We start from the raw sequence: 24,390 nt of genomic DNA, 5'->3' as shown, positions 1-24,390 counted from the left end.
GCCACGCGCAGGTGAACCGCTAGATGTTGCGGGTCAGGATGGTGGTGACGGCGCATAGTGGTGGGCAAGACTGGTGGCGAGGGCGCGGAGGCGAGCCCTGGCTTCGGTGGGGCCGTGCACAGTGATGGCGCTCCCGAACGGCAGTAGTGCTCGCACGTCCTCCAGATGCAGGAAGCGGATCGTTACCTTGCGGCCGGTGGTGGATTCTTCGTGGTCGTCCGGGACGAGTCGTAGGCCAAAGATCCGTTGCGCTCGCTCGATCTGGGTCTGGTCGATGGTGGCGCTGACCTCTATCGCGTGGTTGTGCTCCCACTGATCGATGAGCGCTGCGGCGACGGTGGCCAGGGTCTGGCTCTCGCGGATCCGTCGTGGCTGGTCGACTTCTTTCCACGTCGTGATCCGTTCGAGTCGGTACATCCGTGGCACTCGGGCACGGTCGGCGACGAGGTACCAGACGCCGGCCTTGGCGAACAGCCCGTAGGGATCCACGACCAGGTCGCGTGGGCATGACGCGCGTGGGCTGTCGTACTCGATCCGTAGCCGGCGACCTCGCCGCACCGCGCCGATCAGCGCAGCTGGAGTCGTACCGGAAGCCCGTGCCTGACGCCAGGGACGGCTGTCCACGTGCACTACGTCGGTGAGCGGCAGGAGCTCATGAACTCGACGCGGCTGTGCGGCGGCGATCTTGGAGAGCGCGCGCCGGCTTTCTGCCGATGCGTCGAGCTCCGCACGTTGCTTCTCGTCCAGCCCGGTGAGCGACAGATGATCACGCTCGCCCGGTGTGAGCCGCGTGAGGTCGAGCCCGGACCCGGGCAGCATGGTCACGCCGCCGAGGCGGCCCCGGTGTGCGGTCACCGGCAGACCGGCGTCGCGGAGCCAGTTCAGGTCTCGGGTGATGGTTCGAAGGGACACTCCGAGCGCTGAGGCAAGTTCCTGTGTGGTCACGGCTTCCCTCGATTCGAGGAGCAACATCAGGGTGAAGAAGCGATCCGGGGTCACACACCAATTTTTTCAGGAATTGCGACACGATGCGGCGCATATCCCGGTCAGGCTGGTGGATGCGTACCTACGACCTGGGAGAAGGAACAACCATGACCACATCCGTCGTGTCCATCGTCTACGTGAACGACGCTCCCGCCGCAGCTCGTTTCTACGGCGACCTCCTCGGCATGAGCCCCTCGTTCGAGACTTCGGGATACATCACCTTCGACCTCGGGCCAGGCGCTGACCTCGGTGTGTGGTCCGGCCAGTTCGAGGATCTGTCACCGGACGTCCCGCGCACCAGTGAGGTCTGCCTGGCCGTCGACGGTGGACCCGAGGAGCTCAACGCGATCTTTGAGCAGTGGAATTCCAAGGGGGTCACGATCCTGCGCGAGCCTCATGATGCGGGGTTCGGGCTGACCTTCCTCGCGGCCGATCCTGACGGGAACCGTATCCGCGTCGCACCGCGGGGCTGAAAGGCCGCAATGTGGCAGGCGCGCACGACAGGTGTCGCGCCTGCCGGCGTCCGACTTCGAGAGGACGACGAGTGCCCCACGCGAATGCACCCCTGAGCGTCGAGGGCCGTAGGCGGCTCGTGAAGCGGTGCCGGACACGTCCCCTCGCCCACGTCGCCGCTGAGACGGGCATCTCTCGCGCATGCGCCGGCAAGTGGGTAAATCGCCGGCGGCTCCACGGTGATGCGGGATTGCAAGACCGGCCGTCGAGTCCGCACCGGAGTCCGAACGCGACTCCAGCATGGGTCATCCGGGGCCGAGTGCCGAGGGCCGAGAACTAGTGGTGCACCGCCTCACCGGTCCGCCCGCCCGAGCAGGTCATCGCCGGCGCCTTCGACCAGGCCCAGGCCCGCGACCCGAATTCCACAACCTGCCCGGAGCCCTCACCGCTTTCCCCCAGGCACGCTCACATCGTGCGCCTCACCAACCGACTCCGGACCTCCCGAGCCATGACCTCGACCGCGACGGCCGGATCATCGGTCTCCAGAACGACTCGGCCCTCGCCCAGCGGGTGGGCGATCACCGAGTACACACCGGAACCGGCCGCGACTCCCGGGAACCCCTCCGTACCGAAGTCACGCCATGCATCGGACGTACACACGCTCAGGGTGTTCATGCCCTTCCACGGGTAGAGCGAGGACAACAGCGGATCGGCCACTGCGGCCTGAAGCAGCAGCCACATCGAAGGCGACGCCCAGTCACCTGCCGAATGGGGTGGACGATGGCTGTCCAACAGCTCAACCCACGCCTCGTTATGACTGCGACCGGTATCTGAGTTCATGGCTCGACGATGCAGCTCGCCGCGGGACACGGTCAAGGTCGCCCACCATCGCGGCCGTCACTCGAAACGAGCCGCACCCAGAGGCGACTGCCGTCGGCGGGGGACTGGTGCTGGACGGCCGTGTAGGTCGATCCAGGCCATGGCCTCGCGGCAGCCGGACGGCAACGGGCAGATCCTGGAGCAGTTCGTGAACCGGTCCACGTGGGATCCGATGCCGGTGCGGTGACGGATCGTCGAACGGATGCCGCCGCTGATCGCCCTGGCAGCATGGGTGATTGACGATGTGTCGGTCCCAAGGACAGATGTATGCCGGTCGCCCCGCGGTGGCGGCCCTGGTCCGGTTCCGTGGCCACCACACCTGCGATGTGATCACCAGGCCCGGCCTGGGCGCCGTTCTCGGCGCCGAGTTCCTGGCCGGAAGACCAGCTGGAACCTGCGGCGCCCACAGCGACACAACCGCTGTCTCCAACGCGTCTTCTGCATCTCGGCGCTGTTCAGCACGACGTGGGAGCGTGCGGGACAGGGGGATGTCACAACACGCGTGCATGCCCGGTCAAAGGATTGAGTCGAGGGATGAAGGAGGTGGCCCGGGTGCGAGGACTCGGTCATCGACCGCCGGAGTCCCTTTGCCGGGCGCAGGGGCTGCATGGCGGCACCCTGCCATCGGCACGCAGACATCTCTGAAGCCCTCGTGAAGGTCGAAGGGATCACTGTGTGCGGTCGTGTCGTGCTGTGCCTTGTGAGGGGGAGGACGTCGTATGGACCATGCTGACGCGGTGCCGGTCGCGGAGCTGCTTGACGAGCGTCGGCACCTGCTGGAAGTCACCTACTGGATGCTGGGCAGCTCCCGCGAGGCGGAGAGTGTCGTCGGTGAGACCTACCGTCGGTGGTACGGGCTGTCCGACGCGGAGCGTGGGCGGATCACCGCACCTCGATACTGGCTCGCGAAGACCGCGGGCGGGATCTGTCTGGGCCTGCTCGCCGAGCCTCACTGGGGTGCGACCGGCCAGCGGGACCGGAGAGAGGAGCACCATACGAAGACGGGAGACGCCGAGGGGGCGCAGACGAGCCTGGAGGAGGAGGTCAGCCGGGTTCTGCTGAACGCGCTGGACTCTCTGTCTCCGGCCGAGCGGGCGGCGTTCGTGCTCAATGACGTCTTCGGGATGGCTTCCGACACGGTGGCCGACATCGTGGGACGCCCGGAGTCCGAGTGCGTCGAGCTTGCCGACCGGGCCCGCCGCAGTCTTCGGATGCAGCGCTCACGCCCCACCCCGCCGGGCGAACACGATCTCCTCGCTCGCACCGTCCTCCAGGCCTGCGTGGACGAGGACGCCGAACTGCTCGAGTCGCTGCTGTCTCCGGACGCCACGGCGTTCTTCGACGGCGGCGGCAAGGTCCGCGCACTGAGCAGGCCCGTGCACGGCAGCCGTCAGGTCGCCCACAGCCTGCTGACACTCCTGGCCCGCCACCCCCGCACCACCCTGACCACCCACTCCGTCAACGGGCGCACCGGCCTTGTCGCCCGCTACGACCACCAGGTCGCGACCGTCATCAGTCTCGACGTCGCCGACCACCACGTCGCCCAGGTCTGGGTCGTCCTCAATCCCGACAAGCTACGCTCCTGGAACCAGCCCCCCCACCACCGGTGACCCCGGCTCGCACCGGGACCCGTCACAGCAGGGCGACGGCTGGACCTGAGCGCTTCTGGGCAGGCCGGCTGCATCAGCGCCCCTGCGTTGACCGTACGACGAGCGCCGCGTCACACCTGGGGTGGTCACGCATCAACGGAGACAGGGCGGAGCCGTCACACAGCGGGAACGCGATCCGAGGAACGCGGCGATCTTGCTCGGGTTGAACACCCACATCACCTTGTGGATGCCCTCCTTCGAGGCGGCTATCGTCATGAACGCCATGGGTCGGCCGTCACGGTAGATCGTCACGCCCGTCAGGCCGTTGGCGTCGACCAACCTGGGCTTCGCTTCCCGCCACAGCCGCGGATAGGTCGACATCTTGGCGATACGTACACGGCCCAGCACAGGTACACGAGCACAGCCCTGGAGGCCGTTTCCGTCGGACAGACTGACGGCATCGGCGGTGAGAAGGGTCTCCAGTGAAGCCACATCTCCCGTTTGAGCCGCTGAGACGAAGGCGTTCAAAAGGCGCCGGTGCTCCGCCGTGTCCACGCTCTCCCGCTGCTCGTCCGACAGGTGCTTGCGAGCACGGCTGACGATCTTCCGTACGTTGACGGCGCTGAGCTGAAGGATTTGAGCGATCTCGGGGTAGGCGTAATCGAACGCTTCACGCAGCACGTACGCCGCGCGTTCGGTGGGGCTCAGCTTCTCCAGCACCAGCAGCAGCGCCAGTTCGAGGGCCTCCGCGCGCTGTGCGCCCACCTCCGGATCGGAGCCGGTGTCGACGGGCTCGGGCAGCCAGGGGCCGATGTACGTCTCCCGGCGCACTCGCGCCGATTGCGTGACGTTGATCGCCAAACGGGTCGTGGCGCTCGAGAGGAAGGCGACCGGGCTGACCACCGCGGAGCGGTCCGTCTTCTGCCAGCGCAGCCACACCTCCTGGACCACGTCCTCGGCCTCGACCACGCTGCCGAGCACACGGTAGGCGATTCCGAACAGACGCGCTCGGTGCTGCACAAAGACAGAGACAGCCTCTTCAAGGCCCCCTCTCGGGGGGGACAGTTCGAGATCCATGACCCTGCGCTCTCCGTTCCTCCGGTTACGGCTGTCTAGTGGCGGGACCACGCGGCTACCGCGCGGTTGCGGACGGCTCCGGCCTGCGATGCCGGGCGCTCTCCCGAAGACCGAGGTGCTGCCGGGCACAGGGCGCTGTACGACTCGTCCGGGTGGTACCGGAACTGTGGTCACTGAAAGTCACGGCTGCTCCCATCGCATCTCTTCCATGGACCGGGATCGGCCCCTTCCTGTGACACGACCGGGGCAGAAAAGGGGCGCGCAGGGCCGGGGCCGGGGCCGAGGCCGTTGAACAGTTCTTCACGGAGCCGGGGAGTGATGATCTGAGCAGCTCGTCAGCTCGCGGAGCCGCTGCACCGGCGCGGCCCCCATGCGCCGGCGGTGTCGCCAACCGTCGACGGACGTGACTGCTACGTCGAGGGGCGCCCGGCCGGCACGGGAGGAGTTCATCCGGGGGCGACACGACCTCCGCGACGGTCCTGTGACAAAGGTCCTCACGCGGAATGCCGGGTGCGCCGTAGCGCTGCTCACCGAAGGGGGATGGGCGCTCCCGGTAGGGGCCTTCCAGCGCCGGCGGGTACTGCCCGTACTCCGGTTCGTCCCAGGGGTCGCCTGCGGCTGTGCGCTCGCCGGCGCGCCTTTCGAGCTCAGCCGACGGCCGGCTCGCGACCGCCGCACAGACGTTCATGAGCGCCTGCATCTCGCCCTGCCCGATGCATCTATTACCGTCACGATCATGACAGTATCATTCGATACCATCTGGCTTGCGGGTGGGGTGGCGCGCATGGAGAAGCGGAGCCGTGCGGGAGTGATCTTCGTGCCGGCAGGTCTGTGGCCGCTTCGGTCCGCCACTTCAGGGCGATTGCGAGGCTGTCGGCTCCAGGGGCAGGTGGCCGGCCGCGAGGTCATGCTGCGGAGCTGCCGCATCGGTGAGGGCGGTCCGGTCCCCGCCGGTGATGAAGCCTTCGACCGTCCTGCCCGTAGCCCCACGCCCCGGTAACCGCCACGCGGACGCGCCTGCGCCTCACCCTCTGCGGGATGGGCGAACCGGGTCGGCGGCCCCCTGGACTGCTCGACCGCGCCGGAGCGGCGATCCGGCCTGGCCCGTCCGCTCGTAGTCACTTGACTGATGTATCGGGCCTCGGCCGGTCCCAGGCTTGTAGTACCCCGATCTACCGGAGCTGGTGAGGACCTTCTGAACCGACCGTTGCCCAATTCACGGCTCTGTGGAAACCGATCAGTGGCCGTCGCGACGGGAAGACGAGAGAGGACGAATCATGAGCGGGCAGGTGGCTCTGCCGACAGGCGGTATGAAGGCTCGCCGTACCATCGGGGAGCGAGCGACAGGTTTCGCGGCATGGACCGATGTCCACGTGTGGCCTGTGTGACGCGATCAGCAGTGCGGTCACCGACGGAGTTGGCTCGGGCCGTGAGCTGATATCAGGGACAGGCAAGGATGAACGAGCAGAGCACCCCAACCGCCTCGACGAACATGACGGTCAAGGCGTTTCCGCCAGACAGTTCCACGCTGCGCCGCCGCCACCGGCGGGCGGTGGGGCAACTTGCCTTGTGCGTGTTCGTGCTCGTCCCCTGGACCGTCTACCTGGCCGTCTCGCTGCCCGATCGCTTTGAGGCTCGGTACTGGCCCATGGTGTGGGTGGGCTTCGACGTCATGCTGCTCGTGTCGCTGGCCGGCGCCGGGGCGGCGGTCTGGCTGAGACGGCAGGCCCTGATTCCCCTGTCTTTCGTGGCGGCCACGCTCCTGGTCTGCGATGCCTGGTTCGACGTTTCCCTGAGCTGGGGGCGAGGCGACGTGTGGGGAAGCATAGCCTCGGCCGTGCTGGTAGAACTGCCCCTCGCCTTCTTGCTCGTCATGCGTGCGCGCAGGGTGCTGAAGATCTCGGCTCGGCTGGCCTGGCGGAGCCTGGGCCTGGCGGGCGAGCCTCCGCCGCTGTACAGGCTGCCGCTGTTTGTCGCCCTGGCACCAGCGAGCAGCATTGAGCCGGACTCGAGGGGAACCAAGGACGCTTGACGGCCTCTGGAGCGACCCGGGGGTTACGCCGAGATGGTGTCGCAGCGTCTTCGCACGTATCCCGCCCGGATGGCGTGCAGCTGCGGGCAGTCCCCGTATGGCCGGAGGCGGTGCATCCGGCAGCCCGACGTCCGAGAACGCGCTCATGCCCGGCCTTCTGTAGCGGCGAGCGGCGACCGTCAGCACCTGGGGACTGAACCACTCCGGGATCGGCGGCGGCTCCGGACAGTCCTGGAGCGGTTCACCTGCGCCCCGTACCCGGCCCGGACCGGGGGCGCGCAGTAGTGTCGGGACAGTCCGCGCGACAGGGGGTGTCGCATGTCCCGCATGTCCCGCCACGGTGACCTGAATCGTCGCAAGGTGCCTCCGTACGGTCCTCCGTCCGCCTACGCTCAGCCCGTGCTGCGCATCCTCGACGCCAAGACCGGTGAGACCGTCCCCGCCGTCCCCGCCCGCCGTGCCCTGACCCGGGTCGAGGTCCATGCCTCCGGGTACGACCTGACGGCCCTGCGGGTCCTGCTCACCACCGACCTCCTGCTGCGCGCGCTGGAACTCGGCGGCACCCCGGTCCTGCCCCTGCTCAGCGCCGACCACCACCAGGCCGAACTGCACGCCGCCGCCACCACCCTCGGCATCCGCCCCTTCGAGGACGGCCGCGACCTCGCCGCTGGACTGGGCGAGGCACAGGTCGTCCACGTCACGGCCGTGGGCGGGACCGTGGACGGCGCCGGCGTGACCATCGCCGTCGCCCCCGCCGACGGACCCGACGCCGGTGTCCTCAACACGCTCGACGACCCCGCCGCACTCCGGCTCGCCCTCCTCGACGCCCCGCGCGGCACGGCCGTCCACCTCGGCGCCGGCGCCCTCGACGCGGCCGGACGGCGGCTCGGCAGGCTGCGGCAGTCGGTGGCGCGGTGGGCACGCAGCCCCTCGCGGCCGGTGCCCGAGAAGGTCCGGGGCCGGCTGCGGGACGCCTGGGAGGACGACCTGGACGTACCGGGGGTGCTCGGCGTGCTGCGCTGGATGGAGGACCAGCCCGAGATCCCGCCCGGCGCCCGCTTCGAGACCTGCGCCTACGCCGACCGGCTGCTCGCCCTCGACCTCACCAGCGATCTCGGGCGGTCGGCGTGATCACCCGGGCGGGTGCGGGCCCGCTGCGCCGCCTGGTCGTCCTGCGGCACGCCAAGTCGGCCTGGCCCGAGGGCGTCCCGGACCGGCTGCGCCCGCTCGCGGACCGCGGCCGCCGCGACGCCCCCGCCGCCGGCCGTGCCCTCGCCGAGTCCGACTGCCTGCCCGACCTCGCGGTGTGCTCCACCGCGGTACGTGCCCGGCAGACCTGGGAGCTGGCCGCCGGCCAGTGGGGCACTCCACCACCGGTCCGCTACGACCGGCGGGTGTACGCGGCCGACGTGCCCGACCTGCTGGCGGTCGTGCGCGAGGTGCCGGCCGAGGTGGAGACGCTGCTGCTGGTCGGGCACAACCCCGGTCTGGAGGAACTCGTCCTCGACCTCGCGGGCGACGGCCTCGACGACACCCTGGAGCAGGTGCGCAAGAAGTTCCCGACGTCCGCGATCGCCGTCCTGGCCTGGCACGGCACGGCGTGGGCGGCCCTGGCCCCGGGGACGGCGCTGCTGACGGAGGTGACGGTGGCCCGGGGGCGGAAGGAGTAGGGCACGGGTCCGCATAGGCTGGGCGGATGCAGGACGAGTACCGCACAGTCGCCCGCGCGGGCACGCACGAGACCGAGGTCAACCGCTCCCGCTTCCTGTGCGCCCTCGCCCCGGCGGCCACCGAGCAGGAGGCCCAGGAATTCGTCGCGGCGGTCCGCAAGGAGCACGCCGACGCCACCCACAACTGCTGGGCCTACGTCATCGGCGCCGACGCCGGCACCCAGCGGGCCAGCGACGACGGCGAACCGGGCGGCACCGCCGGCGTCCCCATGCTCCAGATGCTGCTGCGCCGCGACATGCGGTACGTCGTCGCCGTCGTCACCCGCTACTACGGCGGCGTCAAGCTCGGCGCCGGCGGGCTCATCCGCGCCTACGGCGGTGCGGTCGGCGAGGCCCTCGACACCCTCGGCACCCTCACCCGGCGCCGCTTCCGGCTGGCCACCGTGACTGTCGACCACCAGCGCGCCGGCAAGGTCCAGAACGACCTGCGCGCCACCGGCCGCGAGGTCCGCGACGTCCGCTACGGCGAGGCCGTCACCATCGAGATCGGCCTGCCGGACGCCGACGTGCCCGCCTTCCGCGCCTGGCTCGCCGACGCGACGGCGGGCACGGCCGGCCTCGAACTGGGCGGAGAGGCGTACGGAGACGCGTGAGCCGGGGGTGAAATGCGTTAGCGTGGCGGGTGTTGACGGGGAAGTCCTCGTACCGGTTCATGCCATTTCATGCCGGTTTGTTCGGGTCGAATGCGTGAAATAGGGGCAAGCGTGCAGGTCGGGGTGGTCTCGTGAGAATCCTGCACACGTCCGACTGGCATCTGGGCCGGGCGTTCCACCGCGTGAACATGCTCGGCGCGCAGACCGAGTTCATCGGCCACCTCGTGGCGACCGTGCGCGAGCACTCCGTCGACGCCGTGGTGGTGGCAGGCGACGTGTACGACCGCGCGGTGCCGCCGCTCGCCGCTGTCGAGCTGTTCGACGACGCCCTGCACCGGCTCGCCGATCTCGGCGTGCCCACGGTGATGATCTCCGGCAATCACGACTCCGCCCGCCGCCTCGGCGTCGGCGCCGGTCTCATCGACCGCGCGGGCATCCATCTGCGCACCGAGCCGGCGGCCTGCGGCACCCCGGTGGTGCTCGCCGACGCCTTCGGGGACGTCGCGTTCTACGGTCTGCCGTATCTCGAACCCGCCCTGGTGAAGGACGAGTTCGCCGTCGAGAAGGCAGGGCACGAGACCGTGCTGGCCGCCGCCATGGACCGGGTCCGCGCCGACCTCTCCGCCCGCGCGCCCGGCACCCGCTCCGTCGTCCTCGCACACGCCTTCGTCACCGGCGGCGAGCCCAGCGACAGCGAACGGGACATCACGGTGGGCGGAGTGGCCGCCGTCCCGGCCGGCGTCTTCGACGGCGTCGACTACGTGGCCCTCGGCCACCTGCACGGCTGCCAGACCCTCACCGAACGCGTCCGCTACTCCGGCTCCCCGCTGGCCTACTCCTTCTCCGAGGCCGACCACCGCAAGAGCATGTGGCTCGTCGACCTCGCCGCGGACGGCACGGTCACCGCCGAGCGCCTCGACTGCCCGGTCCCGCGCCCGCTGGCCCGCATCCGCGGCACCCTGGACGACCTGCTCGCCGACCCCGCCCTCACCCCCCTCGAGGACGCCTGGGTCGAGGCCACCCTCACCGACCCGGTCCGCCCCGCCGACCCCATGGCCCGCCTCACCGACCGCTTCCCGCACACCCTCAGCCTGGTCTTCGCCCCCGACCGTGCCCCGGACGACCCCGACGTCTCCTACGCCCGCCGGCTGGCCGGCCGCACCGACCGGCAGATCGCCGAGGACTTCGTCGCCCATGTGCGCGGCGCGGGCCCCGACGAACGTGAACTGGCCGTCCTGGGCGAGGCGTTCGACGCGGTGCGCGCGGACGGCGCGGTACGCGAGGTGGCCCGGTGACCGACCCCGCGCACCGCCCGGTGACAGCGCGCCCCCGCCCCGCAGAGGTGGCCGCGTGAGACTCCACCGGCTCGACATCACCGCCTTCGGCCCCTTCGGCGGCTCCCAGGGCGTCGACTTCGACGCGCTCTCCGCCGCCGGGCTCTTCCTCCTGCACGGCCCCACCGGCGCCGGAAAGACCTCCGTCCTGGACGCCGTCTGCTACGCCCTCTACGGCACCGTCCCCGGCGCCCGCCAGAGCGGCCAGGGCCTCACCCTGCGCAGCGACCACGCCGACCCGGCCACCCGCACCGAGGTCCGCCTCGAACTCACCGTCGCCGGACGCCGGTTGGAGATCACCCGGCAGCCGCCCTGGGAGCGCCCCAAGAAGCGCGGCGCGGGCACCACTCTGGACAAGGCCCAGACCTGGCTGCGCGAGTACGACGCGACGGCCGGCGCCTGGAAGGACCTCAGCCGCTCGCACCAGGAGATCGGCGAGGAGATCACCCAGCTGCTCGGCATGAGCCGCGAGCAGTTCTGCCAGGTCGTGCTGTTGCCCCAGGGCGACTTCGCCCGCTTCCTGCGCGCCGACGCCGGCGCACGCGGCCAGCTGCTCGGCCGGCTCTTCGACACCCAGCGCTTCGCCGACGTCGAGAAGCGTCTCGCCGAGCGCCGGAAGACGACCGAGGCCCGGGTCCGGGAGGGCGACTCGGCGCTGCTGGCCGACGCGCACCGCATGCAGCAGGAGGCCGGCGACGCGATGGAGCTGCCGGACCTGACCCCCGGCGAGCCTGGCCTGGCCTCGGCCGTCCTCGCCGCCGCGGCCGTGGCCCGCAGCACCGCACGGGAGCGCCTCACCGTCGCCCACTGCCGGCTCACCGCCGCCGAGTCGGCCCAGTTCGCGGCCGACCGCGCACTGGCCGACGTACGCGAACTGGCGCGGTTGCAGGCCCGGTTCGCCGAGGCGCGGCAGCGGGCCGTACGGCTGGAGGACCGGGCTGGGGAGCACCGGGCGGCGCAGGCGCGGATGGAGCGGGCCCGGAAGGCGGCGGCGGTGGCGCCGGCGCTGGAGCTGCGGGATGCCGCCGAGGCGGGGCACCGCGGCGCGGCCGCCGCCGAGCTGCGCGCGCGTGGCCTGCTGCCGGAGACCTTCGCGGGAGCCGGTGCGGGGGGGCTCGCCGGTGCGGCCCGCCGGGCCGCCGAGGAGCTGGGCGGGCTGGAGGCCGCGCGCCGGGCCGAGCGACGGCTCGCCGGGGTCGTCGACGAGCGCGGCCGCCTCGACCGGCAGGAACGGGACGACGAGGACGTCCTGCGCGAGGCCGCGGGCTGGCTCGCCGGCTGGGACGCCAGGCGCGCGGGACTCCAGTCCGGTATCGACGCCGCCCAGGAGGCCGCGACCCGCGCCGAGCAGCTCGCCGTGCAGCGCGACCCCGCCCGCCGGCGGCTGGCGGCGGCGCGGCTGCGGGACGAGCTGGGCCGGGACACCGAGGAGGCCCAGCGCGCGGCTCTCGCCTCCGCGCAGCGGGCCGTGGCGGCGCGGACGCACTGGCTCGACCTCAAGGAACAGCGGCTGAACGGCATCGCCGCCGAGCTGGCCGCGCAACTCGCCGAGGGGGAGCCGTGCGCCGTCTGCGGGGCCACCGAACACCCGGCGCCGGCCGAGAAGTTCGCGGGCCACGTCGACCGCGAGGCCGAGGAACGCGCGCTCGCCGCCCAGCAGCGCGCCGACGAGCAACGCGACCGGGACGAGCGGCGGCTCGGCACCGTACGCGAGGCACTGGCCGCCGCCACCGCCGAGGCGGGAGACACCCCGACCGAGCAACTTGCTTCCCAGGCGGACGAGTTGGAGCGGGAGTACGCCCAGGCCCGGCGGGCCGGATCCGCCCTGCACGCGGCGCACGAGGAGCTGCGGCTGGCCGAGCAGGAACGCGAGCGCCGGCTGGCCGAGCGGCAGCAGGCCGAGGTCCGGGCCGCCGCACGGCTGACCAGGCGCGAGGGTCTCGACGCGGAACAGACCGCCCTGGAAGATGAGTTGACCCGGGCCCGGGGGAGCGCCGCCAGCGTGTCCGCACGGTCCGCGCAGCTGGAGCGGCAGATGGCGCTGCTCACCGACGCCGCCGACACCGCACGCGCCGCCGAGGACACCGCCCGGCATCTGAAGGACACCGACGCCCGGCTCGCCGACGCCGCCTACCGGGCCGGTTTCGACACCCCGCAGGCCGCGGCCGCCGCCCTCCTCGACGACACCGCCCACCGCGAACTCCAACGGCGCCTGGACGAGTGGCAGTCCGAGGAGGCCGCGGTGCGTGCCGCACTGGCGGAGGCCGACACCGCGGCCGCCGCCCAGCAGCCGCCCGCCGAACTCGAAGAGGCCGAGGGCGCCGCCGTCCTGGCCGCCCAGCGGCTGCGCGACGCGGCCTCCGCCCGCGACCGGGCCGCCCGCTGCTGCGCCGAACTCGACGGGCTGTCCGCCCGCGCCACCGAGGGCGTACGCCGACTCGCCCCGCTGCGCGAGGAGTACGACCGGGTCGCCCGCATGGCCGGACTCACCGCCGGCACCTCCGCCGACAACGAGCGCAGGATGCGCCTGGAGTCGTACGTCCTGGCCGCCCGCCTGGAACAGGTCGCCGCCGCCGCGACCGTACGCCTGCAGCGCATGTCGTCCGGCCGCTACACCCTGGTCCACTCCGACGACCGCACCGGACGCGGCCGCAGCGGCCTCGGACTGCACGTCGTCGACGCCTGGACCGGACGCGAGCGGGACACCGCCACCCTGTCCGGCGGCGAGACCTTCTTCGCCTCGCTCGCGCTCGCCCTCGGCCTCGCGGACGTCGTCACCGACGAGGCGGGCGGCGTCAGCCTCGACACCCTCTTCATCGACGAGGGCTTCGGCAGCCTCGACGACCAGACCCTGGACGAGGTCCTCGACGTCCTCGACTCCCTTCGCGAACGCGACCGCAGCGTCGGCATCGTCAGCCACGTCGCCGACCTGCGCCGCCGCGTCCACGCCCAGCTGGAGGTGGTGAAGGGGAGATCGGGCTCGACGCTGCGGCAGCGCGGGGTCTAGGCGGGGCCGGCGGCAGCGCCCCAAAGGGGCGCTGGGGGTACCCCCGGCCGAAGGCTGGGGGAGGAACTGCGCGACCAGCCACGACGGCGCCGCAGACGATCGACGACATGACTCGGCAATTCCAGCGGAGCGCTAGGTGCCGACGGCCCGGCGGGGGAGTGGTGAGGAGTAGACGACGCTCGTCGTCACCGAGCCCAGGGTGCCGATCCGGCCGGAGATCTCCTCCAGGTGGCGCATGGAGCGTGCGGTGACCTTGATGACGAAGCAGTCGTCGCCCGTGACGTGGTGCGCCTCCAGGATCTCGGGGGTGGCGGCGACCAGGTCGTGGAAGGGCTTGTAGTTGCCGTTCGGGTAGCGCAGCCGGACGAAGGCGAGGATCGGCAGGCCGAGGCGCTCCGGGTCGACCACCGCCGCGTACCCCTGGATCACGCCCGCCTCCTCGAGCCGGCGCACCCGTTCGGTCACCGCGCTCGGGGACATCGCGACGGCCCGTGCCAGCTCGGCGAAGCTGGCCCGGCCCTCGCGCTGGAGGACGTCGAGAATGCGCCGGTCGGTGGCGTCCGGGGAAAAGTCGGTCATGGGGGATGGATAACAGGGAATCCCCGGCCGGACAAGGGCGGAGCCGGGGATCGCACCTTCAGGGAGCGGGATCACCGGCCGTAGATTTCCGGGCATGGAGATCCCGCCGCCCAGGCGGTCAGCGAAAGGCCCGACATGACCGTCACCACCGTCAGCCCCGTCCTGCGCTTCGCCCCCGCAGCGCCCGCCGAGGCCGCCGCCCACTTCCGGGCGAGCCTCGCCTTCCACGCCGACGTCTCCGACGTGGCCGCCGCCCTGGCCGCCGACGGCGACCCCGGCCTCGCCGTCCTGGACTCCCGCTCGACCGAGTCCTGGGACCAGGGCCACATCCCCGGCGCGATCCACCTGCCCACCGCGCTCATCCCCGAGCAGGCGGCCGAACTCCTCGACAAGGCCGTGCCCGTGGTGACGTACTGCTGGGGTCCCGGCTGCAACGGCGCGACCCGCGCCGCCCTCGCGCTGGCCGAACTCGGCTACCAGGTCAAGGAGATGCTCGGCGGATTCGAGTACTGGGTGCGTGAGGGCTTCGAGTTCGAGACCTGGCAGGGCCGTGAGCGGCGCGCCCCGGACCCGCTCACGGCACCCGTCGCGGGCGACTGCGGTTGCTGATTCCCGGAGGCGAACCTGTGCCGTCGCTGTCCGTGTAGGTTCACCCCATGACTCGTTATGCGGATCCAGGCGCGGTGGAGTGGGTGGAGTCGGGCGGCGGCCCGCTGGTGGCGGTCCCGGAGACGGTCCTGCCGTTCTGGGCCGGCGCCGACAGCGAGGACCTCGCCACCGACTACGACCGGGCCTGCGAGGTCGACGGCTACGTCGGACTGCTCCCGGTCGGGGACAGCACCGCCCTGGTCCTCGGCGACGAACCCGCCTCGACGTCCTTCCTGCCGGACCACGGCACCTTCGTACGCTGGTCGGCCGCCAACTCGGAGGAGGAACTCCTGGCGCAGGTGCCCGCCGCCCTCGACGGCGCCGTGTGGGAGAACGAGATCCGCTGGCATGTTCCGGGCCCCGTCGTCCTGTTCGACTCGGCCTGGCCGGGCGGCGAGGCCGAGGGCGGCGACCATCTGCGGGTCCCGCTGGAGCCCGGCACCTACGAGGTGCGGGCCGCCTACACCAGACCCGGCCCGGAAACCTGGCTGGGCCTGGTGCAGTTGCGCAGACTCCCGTCCTGACCGACCGTCACTTGATGCCGTCGATCGAGATATTGAGGTGCCGAGGACCGCGCAGCACCGCGTTCGGACGGTACGGCGGCGGGTCCTCGACGAGCCGCGGGTTGTCGAGCCGGCGGGCCAGCCGGGCCAGCGCGATCTGGGCCTCGAGGCGGGCCAGCGGGGCGCCGAAGCAGCTGTGGATGCCGCTGCCGAAGCCGAGGTGCTGGATGTCCTGGCGGTCCGGGTCGAAGCGGTCGGGATCCGTGAACCGGTGCGGGTCCCGGTTGCCCGCGGCCAGCACGAACCAGATGCGCGACCCCTTGGGGATGGTCACCCCGTGCACCTCCAGGTCGGCGATGCAGGTGCGCTGCGGCAGCAGCTGCACCGGAGGCTCGTAGCGCAGCAGCTCCTCCACGATCCGCACCGACAGCCCAGGGTCGTCGCGCAGCCGCTCCAGGTACTGCGGGTACCGCAGCAGCGTCAGCATGCCGTTGGTGATGAGGTTGACGGTCGTCTCGTGCCCGGCGATGAGCAGCAGCACCGCCGTGCTGAGCACTTCCATGGTCGTCATGGCGCCGTCCGGACCACTGCTGTGCACGAGGTCGGACAGCATGTCCTCGTGCGGCTCCTTGGTGCGCTGCTCCACCAGCCCGTTCAGGTACATGCCGAGCTGCAGCCGGGCCTCCTGCGCGCTCCGCTGGGATTCGGCGGCCGTGCGGGAGTCGGGATCCAGCCCGGCGACGATCGGGTCGACCCAGGCCCGGAAGCGGGGCTCGTCCTCGCGCGGCACGCCGAGCAGCCGGCAGATCACGGTGACCGGGAAGGGGTAGGCGACCTGGTCGACCAGGTCGATCTCCCGTGCGTCCCCGAGGCCGTCGATCAGCTCGGTGATGATCTCCTCCAGCTGGCCCCGCATGTCGTCGATCCGGTGCGGCCGGTGCGGCGGCCCGAAGGAGCTGTTGGCGATCCGGCGCAGCCGGTCGTGCTCCGGCGGGTCGAGCCGGATGAAGCTCGGCGGCAGTCCCGTCGCCTCCGGGCCGGACAGCTCGTCGTCCCTGCCGACGGTCACGTTGGACTCGTCGGAGCTGATCCGGGGATCATGGAGCAGGGCCTCGATGTCGTGGTAGGTGCTGATGATGTAGGGGCCGTCCTCCTCCTCGTGCAGCACCGGAGTCTTGCGGAGTTCCTCGTACAGCGGGTACGGGTTGGCGCGGTTCGCGAAGTCGGTGATCTGGCGCAACATCGAGGTCTGCGTCATGACAGTTCCTTGCAGCGTCGGGGCCGGGGCGCGGTCAGTGGCGGGCGGGGTGGAAGACCAGCTGCTGGTCGGTCGGCGAGTAACCGCTGAGGGTCACCATGGGGCCGTGCGTCGGCAGGGCGGGGTCCGGGAAGTCGGAGTCGACCGGCACCCGGCCCTCGGGACGGCGGTCCACCGTCGGGAACTCCACCGGGAACGGCGCGCCCCGCTCGATCTCCCGCTGGTAGAACTCCAGCCACCGCGTGTTGTCGAAGCTCACCGCGGCGATCGTCCGGCCGTTGTGGCCGTACACCCCGACGAACCTGCGTTCGGCCAGCGAACCCTGCGTGATCATGATCTGCTCGCCCATCGGCGGCACTCCGACCGACTTGATGTTCACGCCGAACTGCGAGGACCAGAACGCCGGCACCCACAGGTGCGGCCTGCGCTCGGCGCTCGGGCTGATCATGTTGTGCGCGGCGATCTCGGCCTGGGCGACCGCGTTGCCCCAGTGCTCCAGGGACAGGAACTGGTAGCCGAACAGCGCGTGCGGGGACCGGGCGACATCGCCGGCGACGAAGATGTCGTCGGTGACGATCCCCCGGAAGTCGAAGGCACGGCAGCCCGCGTCGCAGGCGATGCCCCGCGGGCCCGCGCCGAGACCGGAACCGGTCAGCCATTCGGTGTTGCGGGTCGCGCCGAGCGACACGATCACCACGTCCGCCTCGACGATGCTCTCGTCGGACAGGTGGACCGCCCGCACCCGCCCGACCGGATCGCCCTCCAGCGCGGTGACCATGACCCCGGTGCGCAGGTCCACCCCGTTCTCGCGGTGCATCTCGGCCGCGACCGCGCCGATCACCCCGCCGAGGGCGCCCACCAGCGGTGCGCCGGCGCGTTCCGCGACGGTGACCGGGATGCCCTGCTCGCGGCAGGCCGAGGCGATCTCCGACCCGGTGAACCCGGCGCCGATCACGAACACCCGGCGCGGCCCGGCCTTCAGCCGGCGCAGCAGCGCGGCCGCGTCGTCCCGGGTGCGCAGCGTGAACACGCCCTCCAGGCGGGCCTCGTCCTCCTTGGGCCAGGGTCGGGCGCTCACTCCGGTCGCGATCAGCAGCCGGTCGTACTCGACCTCGTCGCCGTCGGCCAGCCGGACCCGCTTGGCCTCGACGTCGAGACCCGTCGCCGCGACGCCCAGCCGCCACTTCGCGTCGATCTCCAGGCGGTGCGGCAGCGCGGTGTGGTGCGGGGCCGCCCTGCCGAGCAGCACCGCCTTGGACAGCGGCGGCCGGTCGTAGGGCTCGTACGGCTCGTCGCCGATCATGGTGAGTTCGCCGGCGAACCCCTCGGTGCGCAGCGTCTCGGCGCCCCGCAGTCCGGCCAGCGAGGCACCCACGACCACGATCCGGCCCTCGCGCCGCAGCCAGTCGAGATAGTCAGTGGGCGGCATCGGAGGTCCCTCCCGCGAATCCGTCCAGGCCGTCGGCGGTGATCGCCTGCACCGGGCAGGCGGCGACGGCACGCGCCACCCGCTCCCGCTGCTCCTGCTCGGCCTGCGGGTTGTAGACGAGCGACTCCTCGCCGTGCATGGCGAAGACGTCCGGAGCGAGGAACGCGCACTGCGCGTATCCCTGACATCTGTTGAGGTCGACGACAAGGCGCATCATGGCTCCGCCCTTCCGGTGGCCAGGTCCGGTGCGTACCGCGGTCCGTCGTTCCAGTCTTGGACGGCGGAGAACTCCCCGCACGCCAGCATGGGAGCCCGGCCCCGCAGTCGCGCGCCGGAGCCGCCGATCGGGTGAGCCATCAGGCCGCCGGAGCCGTGGCCGAGCGGCGGAAGCTCTCCATGACGATGTACGCGCTGAGCAGCAGCGACCAGGCCGGGAACACCAGCTCGGCCCAGGGCACCGCGGCCGACACGAACAGCAGGACCAGGGTGGTCAGGAAGCCCAGCCGCGTGAGCCATCGCGGCAGGATGCCCAGGCGGTGCCCGATCACCGACGCGGAACAGGCGAAGACGGCTGCCATCCGCATCGCGTACCCGGTCATCAGCGTGTACGCGAGGTGCTGGCCGAAGTCCCAGGTGGACCGGGACGGCGAGGTGCCCGCCGGATGAGCGGTGTCGAGCACGGCCGCGGCCGTCGCGGCGGCGGCGAACATGACGGCCGTGAAGACCAGGCCGCTGCCGAGGAACACGGTGGCCATGAACCGGTCCTCGGCGTCGCCGACGTGCGAGCGGACGGCGCCGACGAACCACAGGAAGAAGATGCCGGCGAACGGCACCAGCATGAGGGCCGCGCGGACGGCGCTGCGCTGGGCGGGATCCGGCTGCTGGGTGGTGACCGCGTCGGCGCCCTGCGGGATGCCCAGCCGGATCAGCACCATGGCGGCCGCGAGCAGCAACGCGAAGACGATCCCGGCCACGCCCGCGGCGCGTGGGGTCTGCAACGGCTGCCGTGGGGGCGTGGAGGTCTGCATGCGCGGCTCGCTTCCTGTGTCCGGTGGCCCCCGGCACCAGCAAGCCCGCCGCCGGCGGCCACCGCCACCGGAGCACCCCCGAACGGCAGACCGGCGCCGCCCCGGCCGCGGCCCCCGCCGGGCACCCACGCGCGGTGGGCGCCCGCCGGGTCCTGCCGCTCCTCGGGCGCAGGCCCGTACCGTCAGAGCTGCGACAGCTCGTCCACCAGGTCGTCCAGGCCCAGCGAACCCTGGGACAGGGCCGCCATGTGCCAGGACTTGAGGTCGAAGCCGGCGCCCTGCCGCTCCCGGGCCCGCTCCCGGCCCAGCAGCCAGGCGCGCTCGCCCAGCTTGTAGCCGATGGCCTGACCCGGCATGGACAGGTAGCGGGTCAGCTCGCTCTCCACGAAGTCCGCGGGCCGGCTGCTGTGCGAGCCGAAGAACTCCTGCGCCAGCGCGGGCGTCCAGCGCTCCCCCGGGTGGAAGGGGGAGTCGTCCGGGATCGTCAGCTCCAGGTGCATGCCGATGTCGATGATGACCCGCGCGGCCCGCATCATCTGCGCGTCCAGGTAGCCGAGGCGGCGCTCCGGGTCCGTGAGGAAGCCCAGTTCGTCCATCAGCCGCTCCGCGTACAGCGCCCAGCCCTCGGCGTTGGCGCTGACCATGCCCACGCTGGCCTGGTAGCGGGAGAGGTTCTCGGCGATGTGCTTCCACTGGGCCAGCTGGAGGTGGTGGCCGGGCACGCCCTCGTGGTACCAGGTCGAGACCAGGTCGTAGACCGGGAACCGGGTCTGGCCCATGGTCGGCAGCCAGGTGATGCCCGGGCGCGAGAAGTCGTCCGACGGCGGCGTGTAGTACGGCGCCGCCGCGCTGCCGGGCGGAGCGATCCGGGACTCGACCCGGCGCACCCGCTCGGCCAGGTCGAAGTGGGTGCCGTCCAGCTTCTCGATGGCCTCGTCCATCACCGACTGCAGCCAGCTGCGCACCTCGTCGACACCCTCGATGTGGGTGCCCTGCTCGTCCAGGTGCGCCAGCGCCACCCACGGCGTGGCCGCGCCGGGCAGGATCTTCTCGGCCTCGGCCTTCATCTCGCCGAGCAGCCGGTGGTATTCGGACCAGCCGTACGCGTACGCCTCGTCCAGATCGAGGTCGGTGCCGTTGAAGTAGCGCACCCAGCGGGCGTACCGCTCCCGGCCCACCACGTCCGGCGCGCCCTCGATCGCCGGCGCGTACACGTCCCGCATCCAGTCGCGCAGCGCCAGCACCGCCTCGGTGGCGGAGCGGGCCGCCTCGTCCAGCTCGGCGCGCAGCGCCTCGGGCCCGGACGCCGCGAACTGCTCGAACCAGCCCTTGCCGTCGCCCGTGTCGGCCCATTCGCCGAGCTGTCCGACGAAGGTCGCGGTGGCGCGCGGACCGGCGTACAGCTTCCGGTCCAGGCCGAGTTCGAGGGACTGCCGGTAGCCCTCCAGCGCGGTCGGCACCGCGCGCAGCCGTTCGGCGACCGCCGTCCAGTCCTCCTCGGTGGCGGTGGGCGTCACCGTGAACACCTGGCGCACCGTGTGCGCGGCGGAGCTCAGGTTGCTGACGGAACGCAGGCTCTCGTCGGCCTCGTGCACGGCGAGGGAGGCGCTGAGCCGCTCGCGCAGCAGGCGTGCGCAGCGACGCTCGATGTCACTGTCCGCACCGGGCTGCCGCTCGGCCTCGTCGAGCCTGGCGAGCGTGTCGCGCTGGAGCCGGGCGAGCGTCTCCGCGCCGGCCGGCGAGGTGTCGGGCAGCCGGCTCGAACTCTCCTTGACGCCGAGGAAAGTACCGGTGATCGGATCGAGGGCGATGAGCTCGTCGACGAAGCTGTCGGCGACCTGACGGGGCAGCGGGCTGTTGGTCTGTGACATGCGGTCCATCCTCGTACGGCGGACCACCGCGCGTCACGGGGATTGGGCCGACGACACCGGCGGAAGCAGCGGCCCGCACTCCCACTGCTGGAAGATCAGCCGGGTCTCCACCCGGGCCACCTCCCGATGCGCCGTGAACTCGTCCAGGACCAGCCGTTGCAGGTCCGCCATGTCCGCCACGGCCACATGCACCAGGTAGTCGTCAGGACCGGTCAGATGGAACACCGTCCGCGACTCCGGCAGCGCCCGGATCCGCTCCACGAACGGTCCCACCAACTCCCGCCGGTGCGGCCTGACCTGCACCGACAGCAGCGCCTCCAGACCGCGCCCGAGTTTGGCCGGATCCAGCTCAAGGCGGTGCCCGAGGATCACCCCGGACCGGCGCAGCCGGGTCACCCGGTCCAGACAGGTCGACGGCGCCACGCCCACCTGGGCGGCGAGATCGCGGTAGGTGGTCCGGGCGTCGTTCTGAAGCAGCCGCAGCAGATGCAGATCGACCGGATCCAGTACGACAGAATCGGTCATGGGTCGAACGTAGCACGGGGTTCACCCCACATGTTCCGTCGGATGTTCACCCTATGGCCATGGACTCAGCGAACACCTACGACGACCCGGCGCCCGTCCGCGGCTGCGCCTCCCGCGCACCGCGCGCCCTGGCCACCGAGGCCGTGCACGCCGGCCGCGACGACCTCGCCCGCCAGGGCCTGCACGCCCCGCCGATCGACCTGTCCACCACCTACCCGTCGTACGACAGCCGCGCCGAGGCCGCCCGCATCGACGCCTTCGCCGTCGACGGCGCGGAACCCGCGGGACCGCCGGTCTACGGACGCCTCGGCAACCCGACGGTCGCCCGCTTCGAGACCGCCCTGGCCCGCCTCGAAGGCACCGAGTCCGCCGTCGCCTTCGCCAGCGGCATGGCCGCCCTGTCCGCCGTCCTCCTCGCCCGCGTGTCGACCGGCCTGCGCCATGTCGTCGCCGTACGGCCCCTGTACGGGAGCAGCGACCACCTCCTCACCGCCGGTCTTCTCGGCACCGAGGTCACCTGGACCGACCCGGCCGGCATCACCGACGCGCTGCGCCCCGACACCGGGCTGGTGCTGGTCGAGTCCCCGGCCAACCCCACTCTCGCCGAACTCGACCTGCGGGCCGTCGCCCACGCCTGCGGCACGGTGCCGCTGCTCGCCGACAACACCTTCGCCACCCCCGTGCTGCAACGCCCCGCCGAACTCGGCGCACGGCTGGTGCTGCACAGCGCCACCAAGTACCTCGGCGGCCACGGAGACGTGCTCGGCGGAGTGGTCGCCTGCGACGAGGAGTTCGCCGGGCAGCTCCGGAAGATACGTTTCGCCACCGGAGGTGTACTGCATCCGCTCGCCGGCTACCTGCTGCTGCGCGGCCTGGCCACGCTCCCGGTACGGGTCCGCGCCGCCTCCGCCACCGCAGCCGAACTGGCCCGCCGCCTCACCGCCGACCCGCGCGTCGCCCGCGTCCACTACCCGCGGCTGGGCGGCGCGATGATCGCCTTCGAGGTGTACGACGACCCGCACGAGGTCGTCTCCCGGGTACGCCTGATCACCCCCGCCGTCAGTCTTGGCAGCGTCGACACCCTCATCCAGCACCCGGCGTCCATCAGCCACCGCGTCGTCGACGAGGGGGACCGCCGCGGCGCCGGAGTGAGCGACAACCTGCTGCGCCTGTCGGTGGGCCTGGAGGACGCCGACGATCTGTGGGCGGACCTGGACAGATCGTTGGGGGACATATGAGCGCCCCGAAAGGGGCGCGGGGAACTGCGCGACCAGCCCCCACGCACCCGCAGCCGCCAGCCGGCCGTGAGTCCTACGGCGCTTCGGCCATCCCACTCTCACCCGCACCGGAAAGCCACCCCGTGGCAGTCACGGCACTCTCCGGCTCTGCCGCCAGCCGGGCCGTGATGACCAGCGTCCCCTCCTCGATCTGATAGTCGAGCGGCAGCCCCAGCCCCCGCATCGCCGCCACCATCCCCGTGTTGGACGCCTGCGTCACCGCGTACACGCTCTCGCAGCGAGCCTCCACGGCCATCCCCACCAGCCGGGTCAGCAGTTCGCCGCCGATACCGCGCCGCTGCCACGCGTCCTCCACGAGCAGCGCCACCTCCGTCTCGTCCCCGTCCCACAGCAGATGTCCGAGACCGACGATCCGGCCCGACGCGGTCTGCACGGCCAGCGTGCGGCCGAAGCGCGGGCTGAGCAGGTGGTTCAGGTACCGGTCCGCGTCCCCGACCGGGCCGTGGTAGCGCAGCCCGAGGGTCCGCGACGAGCAGCGCTCGTGCATCGCCTTCGCCGCCTCCAGGTCACCGGTGTCGGCCCGGCGCACGGTGATCGCGTCGCCCGCGGGCAGCGCGATCACGTCCTGGCTGCGCGGAATGCGCGGCCCGAGCCGGGCGTCCAGCTCCACCAGCGCCCGCGCCCGCGCGAACTCCGTCGGCGTGAACGGGAGATACGGCCGCTCCACGGTGATCACTCCCCCCTCCGGCGCACGCAGCCGCATCACGGTGTCCTCCAGCGCCCCCTCGACGGGAACCGTCTCGGGGCTCCGGGCCCCGCCGACCGGGTGGGCGGGGAGCGAGCGGATCGTGCACCTCCCCAACAACTGCCGGAGGGCCAGCGGAAGTTCCGCCGCGTCCAGTGCGGTGCGGGTGGCCAGTCCCAGGACCCGGGTCGGGGCGTCCACCAGATCATGGGCGTCGGCCCGCTCGATCCAGGTGTCCGTGCCCCCGGCCAGCGCGACCGCCCGCGTGATCTCGCCTGCGAGCAGCTCGCCTGGGGCCCGCAGCAGGAACTCGTCCACCGTGCCGTCGGCCAGCGGATGCGTCTGCAGGCTCAGGATGTCCACCCGGTGCCCGGCGAGCGCGGTGCAGAGCGCCGCCAGCGAACCGGGCTCGTCCCGCACCGTCGTCCGCAGCCGCCACAGTGTGCTCGCCCGGTCTCCGGTCCCCGAGGTGTCCGCGCCGGTCCCGGTCTGCCGCGTCTCGGTGACGGCCGGCCGGGTGCCGGTATCGGTATCCGTCACAGGCGGTGCGTGACCTGGGCGCCTCGCCCACCACACGTGGAAGCCAGCCGTGGCCGCCAGCACCAGCGCCGAGATCACCAGCAGCGCCGGACCGTCAGGCCCGTGCCCGATCAGGTTGGCCACCGCCTCCGCCACCGCGACGGCCGTGAACAGGGCGGCGAGTTCGACGAGGTCCCGTCGCCAGTGGTGCACGGGACGTCCGTGCCGCGCTCGTGTCACATCAGACATGTCTCGATTCATGCAGCCACTGTGAAGCAAGGGTGTTGCGTGATCACGAACGCTCTGTGACCGATGGGTAAAGGATGCTTACGTTCCTTTCGTGGCGTTTTGTGTAGTTGCTGAGATCCG

22 protein-coding genes and 2 pseudogenes are annotated in these 24,390 nt (G+C 71.8%); 13 read left to right on the top strand and 11 right to left on the bottom strand.

The window, feature by feature from the left end:
* Positions 1–33 precede the first annotated feature (33 nt).
* Positions 34–999 (bottom strand): YafY family protein, encoded by a 966-nt coding sequence (locus tag KVT45_RS27690; RefSeq protein WP_217551816.1) that lies wholly within the window; start codon positions 997–999, stop codon positions 34–36.
* Positions 1,000–1,091: 92 nt separating this feature from the next.
* Here KVT45_RS27690 and KVT45_RS27685 point away from each other — a divergent pair, with 92 nt between their 5' ends.
* Both KVT45_RS27685 and KVT45_RS27680 read left to right on the top strand, forming a co-directional pair.
* Positions 1,092–1,457: a VOC family protein gene (locus tag KVT45_RS27685; protein WP_217551900.1), complete on the top strand. Its 366-nt coding sequence runs from the start codon at positions 1,092–1,094 to the stop codon at positions 1,455–1,457.
* A gap of 71 nt (positions 1,458–1,528) precedes the next feature.
* Positions 1,529–1,738, top strand: a pseudogene (locus KVT45_RS27680) (leucine zipper domain-containing protein); the annotation flags it as partial.
* A 164-nt stretch (positions 1,739–1,902) separates the two neighbouring features.
* On the opposite strand, the gene KVT45_RS27675 reads toward KVT45_RS27680, so the two are convergent.
* Complete coding sequence (locus tag KVT45_RS27675) at positions 1,903–2,277, bottom strand: hypothetical protein (RefSeq protein WP_217551906.1); 375 nt, start codon at positions 2,275–2,277, stop codon at positions 1,903–1,905.
* A gap of 124 nt (positions 2,278–2,401) precedes the next feature.
* On the opposite strand from KVT45_RS27675, the pseudogene KVT45_RS56550 reads away from it, so the two are divergent.
* Together KVT45_RS56550 and KVT45_RS27670 are read left to right on the top strand one after the other, a co-directional pair.
* Positions 2,402–2,575, top strand: a pseudogene (locus KVT45_RS56550) (transposase); the annotation flags it as partial.
* A 460-nt stretch (positions 2,576–3,035) separates the two neighbouring features.
* Positions 3,036–3,926 (top strand): sigma factor-like helix-turn-helix DNA-binding protein, encoded by an 891-nt coding sequence (locus KVT45_RS27670; protein ID WP_217551815.1) that lies wholly within the window; start codon positions 3,036–3,038, stop codon positions 3,924–3,926.
* Positions 3,927–4,058: 132 nt separating this feature from the next.
* Here the strand turns inward: KVT45_RS27670 and KVT45_RS27665 are convergent, their stop codons facing one another.
* Positions 4,059–4,982, bottom strand: a complete 924-nt coding sequence (locus KVT45_RS27665) for an RNA polymerase sigma-70 factor (protein ID WP_217551814.1) — start codon at positions 4,980–4,982, stop codon at positions 4,059–4,061.
* Positions 4,983–6,438: 1,456 nt separating this feature from the next.
* On the opposite strand from KVT45_RS27665, the gene KVT45_RS27660 reads away from it, so the two are divergent.
* The 6 genes from KVT45_RS27660 to KVT45_RS27635 all read left to right on the top strand — a co-directional run bounded on the left by KVT45_RS27660 (position 6,439) and on the right by KVT45_RS27635 (position 13,678).
* The gene (locus tag KVT45_RS27660) at positions 6,439–7,014 is read left to right on the top strand and encodes a hypothetical protein (RefSeq protein ID WP_217551813.1); all 576 of its coding nucleotides are present in this window, start codon (positions 6,439–6,441) and stop codon (positions 7,012–7,014) included.
* Between the two features lie 399 nt (positions 7,015–7,413).
* The gene (locus KVT45_RS27655) at positions 7,414–8,145 is read left to right on the top strand and encodes a hypothetical protein (RefSeq protein ID WP_217551812.1); all 732 of its coding nucleotides are present in this window, start codon (positions 7,414–7,416) and stop codon (positions 8,143–8,145) included.
* Entirely contained in the window at positions 8,142–8,684 is a 543-nt protein-coding gene (locus tag KVT45_RS27650; RefSeq protein ID WP_217551811.1) for a histidine phosphatase family protein, read from the top strand. Before KVT45_RS27655 ends, KVT45_RS27650 begins: the two co-directional genes overlap by 4 nt.
* Before the next feature lie 26 nt (positions 8,685–8,710).
* On the top strand, positions 8,711–9,337 hold the full coding sequence (locus KVT45_RS27645) for a YigZ family protein (protein ID WP_217551810.1): 627 nt from the start codon (positions 8,711–8,713) through the stop codon (positions 9,335–9,337).
* Between the two features lie 131 nt (positions 9,338–9,468).
* A complete protein-coding gene (locus tag KVT45_RS27640) occupies positions 9,469–10,632 on the top strand; it encodes an exonuclease SbcCD subunit D (RefSeq protein ID WP_217551809.1) in 1,164 nt (387 codons plus the stop codon).
* 55 nt (positions 10,633–10,687) lie between these two features.
* Positions 10,688–13,678 (top strand): AAA family ATPase, encoded by a 2,991-nt coding sequence (locus KVT45_RS27635; protein WP_217551808.1) that lies wholly within the window; start codon positions 10,688–10,690, stop codon positions 13,676–13,678.
* Positions 13,679–13,810: 132 nt separating this feature from the next.
* On the opposite strand, the gene KVT45_RS27630 is transcribed toward KVT45_RS27635, so the two are convergent.
* Positions 13,811–14,257 carry an Lrp/AsnC family transcriptional regulator gene (locus KVT45_RS27630; RefSeq protein WP_217551807.1) on the bottom strand — a complete coding sequence of 149 codons (447 nt, stop codon included), beginning with the start codon at positions 14,255–14,257 and terminating at the stop codon, positions 13,811–13,813.
* Between the two features lie 135 nt (positions 14,258–14,392).
* Here KVT45_RS27630 and KVT45_RS27625 point away from each other — a divergent pair, with 135 nt between their 5' ends.
* Both KVT45_RS27625 and KVT45_RS27620 read left to right on the top strand, forming a co-directional pair.
* The gene (locus KVT45_RS27625; protein WP_217551806.1) at positions 14,393–14,866 is read left to right on the top strand and encodes a rhodanese-like domain-containing protein; all 474 of its coding nucleotides are present in this window, start codon (positions 14,393–14,395) and stop codon (positions 14,864–14,866) included.
* 47 nt (positions 14,867–14,913) lie between these two features.
* Positions 14,914–15,429 carry an immunity 21 family protein gene (locus KVT45_RS27620; RefSeq protein ID WP_217551805.1) on the top strand — a complete coding sequence of 172 codons (516 nt, stop codon included), beginning with the start codon at positions 14,914–14,916 and terminating at the stop codon, positions 15,427–15,429.
* Between the two features lie 7 nt (positions 15,430–15,436).
* Here the strand turns inward: KVT45_RS27620 and KVT45_RS27615 are convergent, their stop codons facing one another.
* The 6 genes from KVT45_RS27615 to KVT45_RS27590 form a co-directional block, all read right to left on the bottom strand.
* Positions 15,437–16,666, bottom strand: a complete 1,230-nt coding sequence (locus tag KVT45_RS27615; protein WP_217551804.1) for a cytochrome P450 — start codon at positions 16,664–16,666, stop codon at positions 15,437–15,439.
* 34 nt (positions 16,667–16,700) lie between these two features.
* Positions 16,701–18,095, bottom strand: coding sequence for an NAD(P)/FAD-dependent oxidoreductase (locus tag KVT45_RS27610; protein ID WP_217551803.1), 1,395 nt, complete (start codon positions 18,093–18,095; stop codon positions 16,701–16,703).
* Complete coding sequence (locus tag KVT45_RS27605; RefSeq protein ID WP_217551899.1) at positions 18,082–18,309, bottom strand: ferredoxin; 228 nt, start codon at positions 18,307–18,309, stop codon at positions 18,082–18,084. Before KVT45_RS27605 ends, KVT45_RS27610 begins: the two co-directional genes overlap by 14 nt.
* A gap of 142 nt (positions 18,310–18,451) precedes the next feature.
* Positions 18,452–19,123: a hypothetical protein gene (locus KVT45_RS27600; RefSeq protein WP_217551802.1), complete on the bottom strand. Its 672-nt coding sequence runs from the start codon at positions 19,121–19,123 to the stop codon at positions 18,452–18,454.
* 182 nt (positions 19,124–19,305) lie between these two features.
* On the bottom strand, positions 19,306–20,994 hold the full coding sequence (locus tag KVT45_RS27595) for a DUF885 domain-containing protein (protein WP_217551801.1): 1,689 nt from the start codon (positions 20,992–20,994) through the stop codon (positions 19,306–19,308).
* A gap of 33 nt (positions 20,995–21,027) precedes the next feature.
* Positions 21,028–21,519, bottom strand: coding sequence for an Lrp/AsnC family transcriptional regulator (locus KVT45_RS27590; protein ID WP_089105517.1), 492 nt, complete (start codon positions 21,517–21,519; stop codon positions 21,028–21,030).
* Positions 21,520–21,578: 59 nt separating this feature from the next.
* Here KVT45_RS27590 and KVT45_RS27585 point away from each other — a divergent pair, with 59 nt between their 5' ends.
* Positions 21,579–22,757 carry a PLP-dependent aspartate aminotransferase family protein gene (locus tag KVT45_RS27585; protein WP_217551800.1) on the top strand — a complete coding sequence of 393 codons (1,179 nt, stop codon included), beginning with the start codon at positions 21,579–21,581 and terminating at the stop codon, positions 22,755–22,757.
* A gap of 73 nt (positions 22,758–22,830) precedes the next feature.
* Here KVT45_RS27585 and KVT45_RS27580 read toward each other — a convergent pair whose 3' ends face one another.
* On the bottom strand, positions 22,831–24,270 hold the full coding sequence (locus tag KVT45_RS27580; protein WP_254647430.1) for a GNAT family N-acetyltransferase: 1,440 nt from the start codon (positions 24,268–24,270) through the stop codon (positions 22,831–22,833).
* Positions 24,271–24,390: the final 120 nt, after the last annotated feature.

The sequence above is a fragment of the Streptomyces sp. GbtcB6 genome (assembly GCF_019091475.1).
Lineage (GTDB): Bacteria > Actinomycetota > Actinomycetes > Streptomycetales > Streptomycetaceae > Streptomyces > Streptomyces hyaluromycini.
Note: the sequence above shows the minus strand (reverse complement) of the source record. Positions and strands in the feature narration are given on the sequence as shown.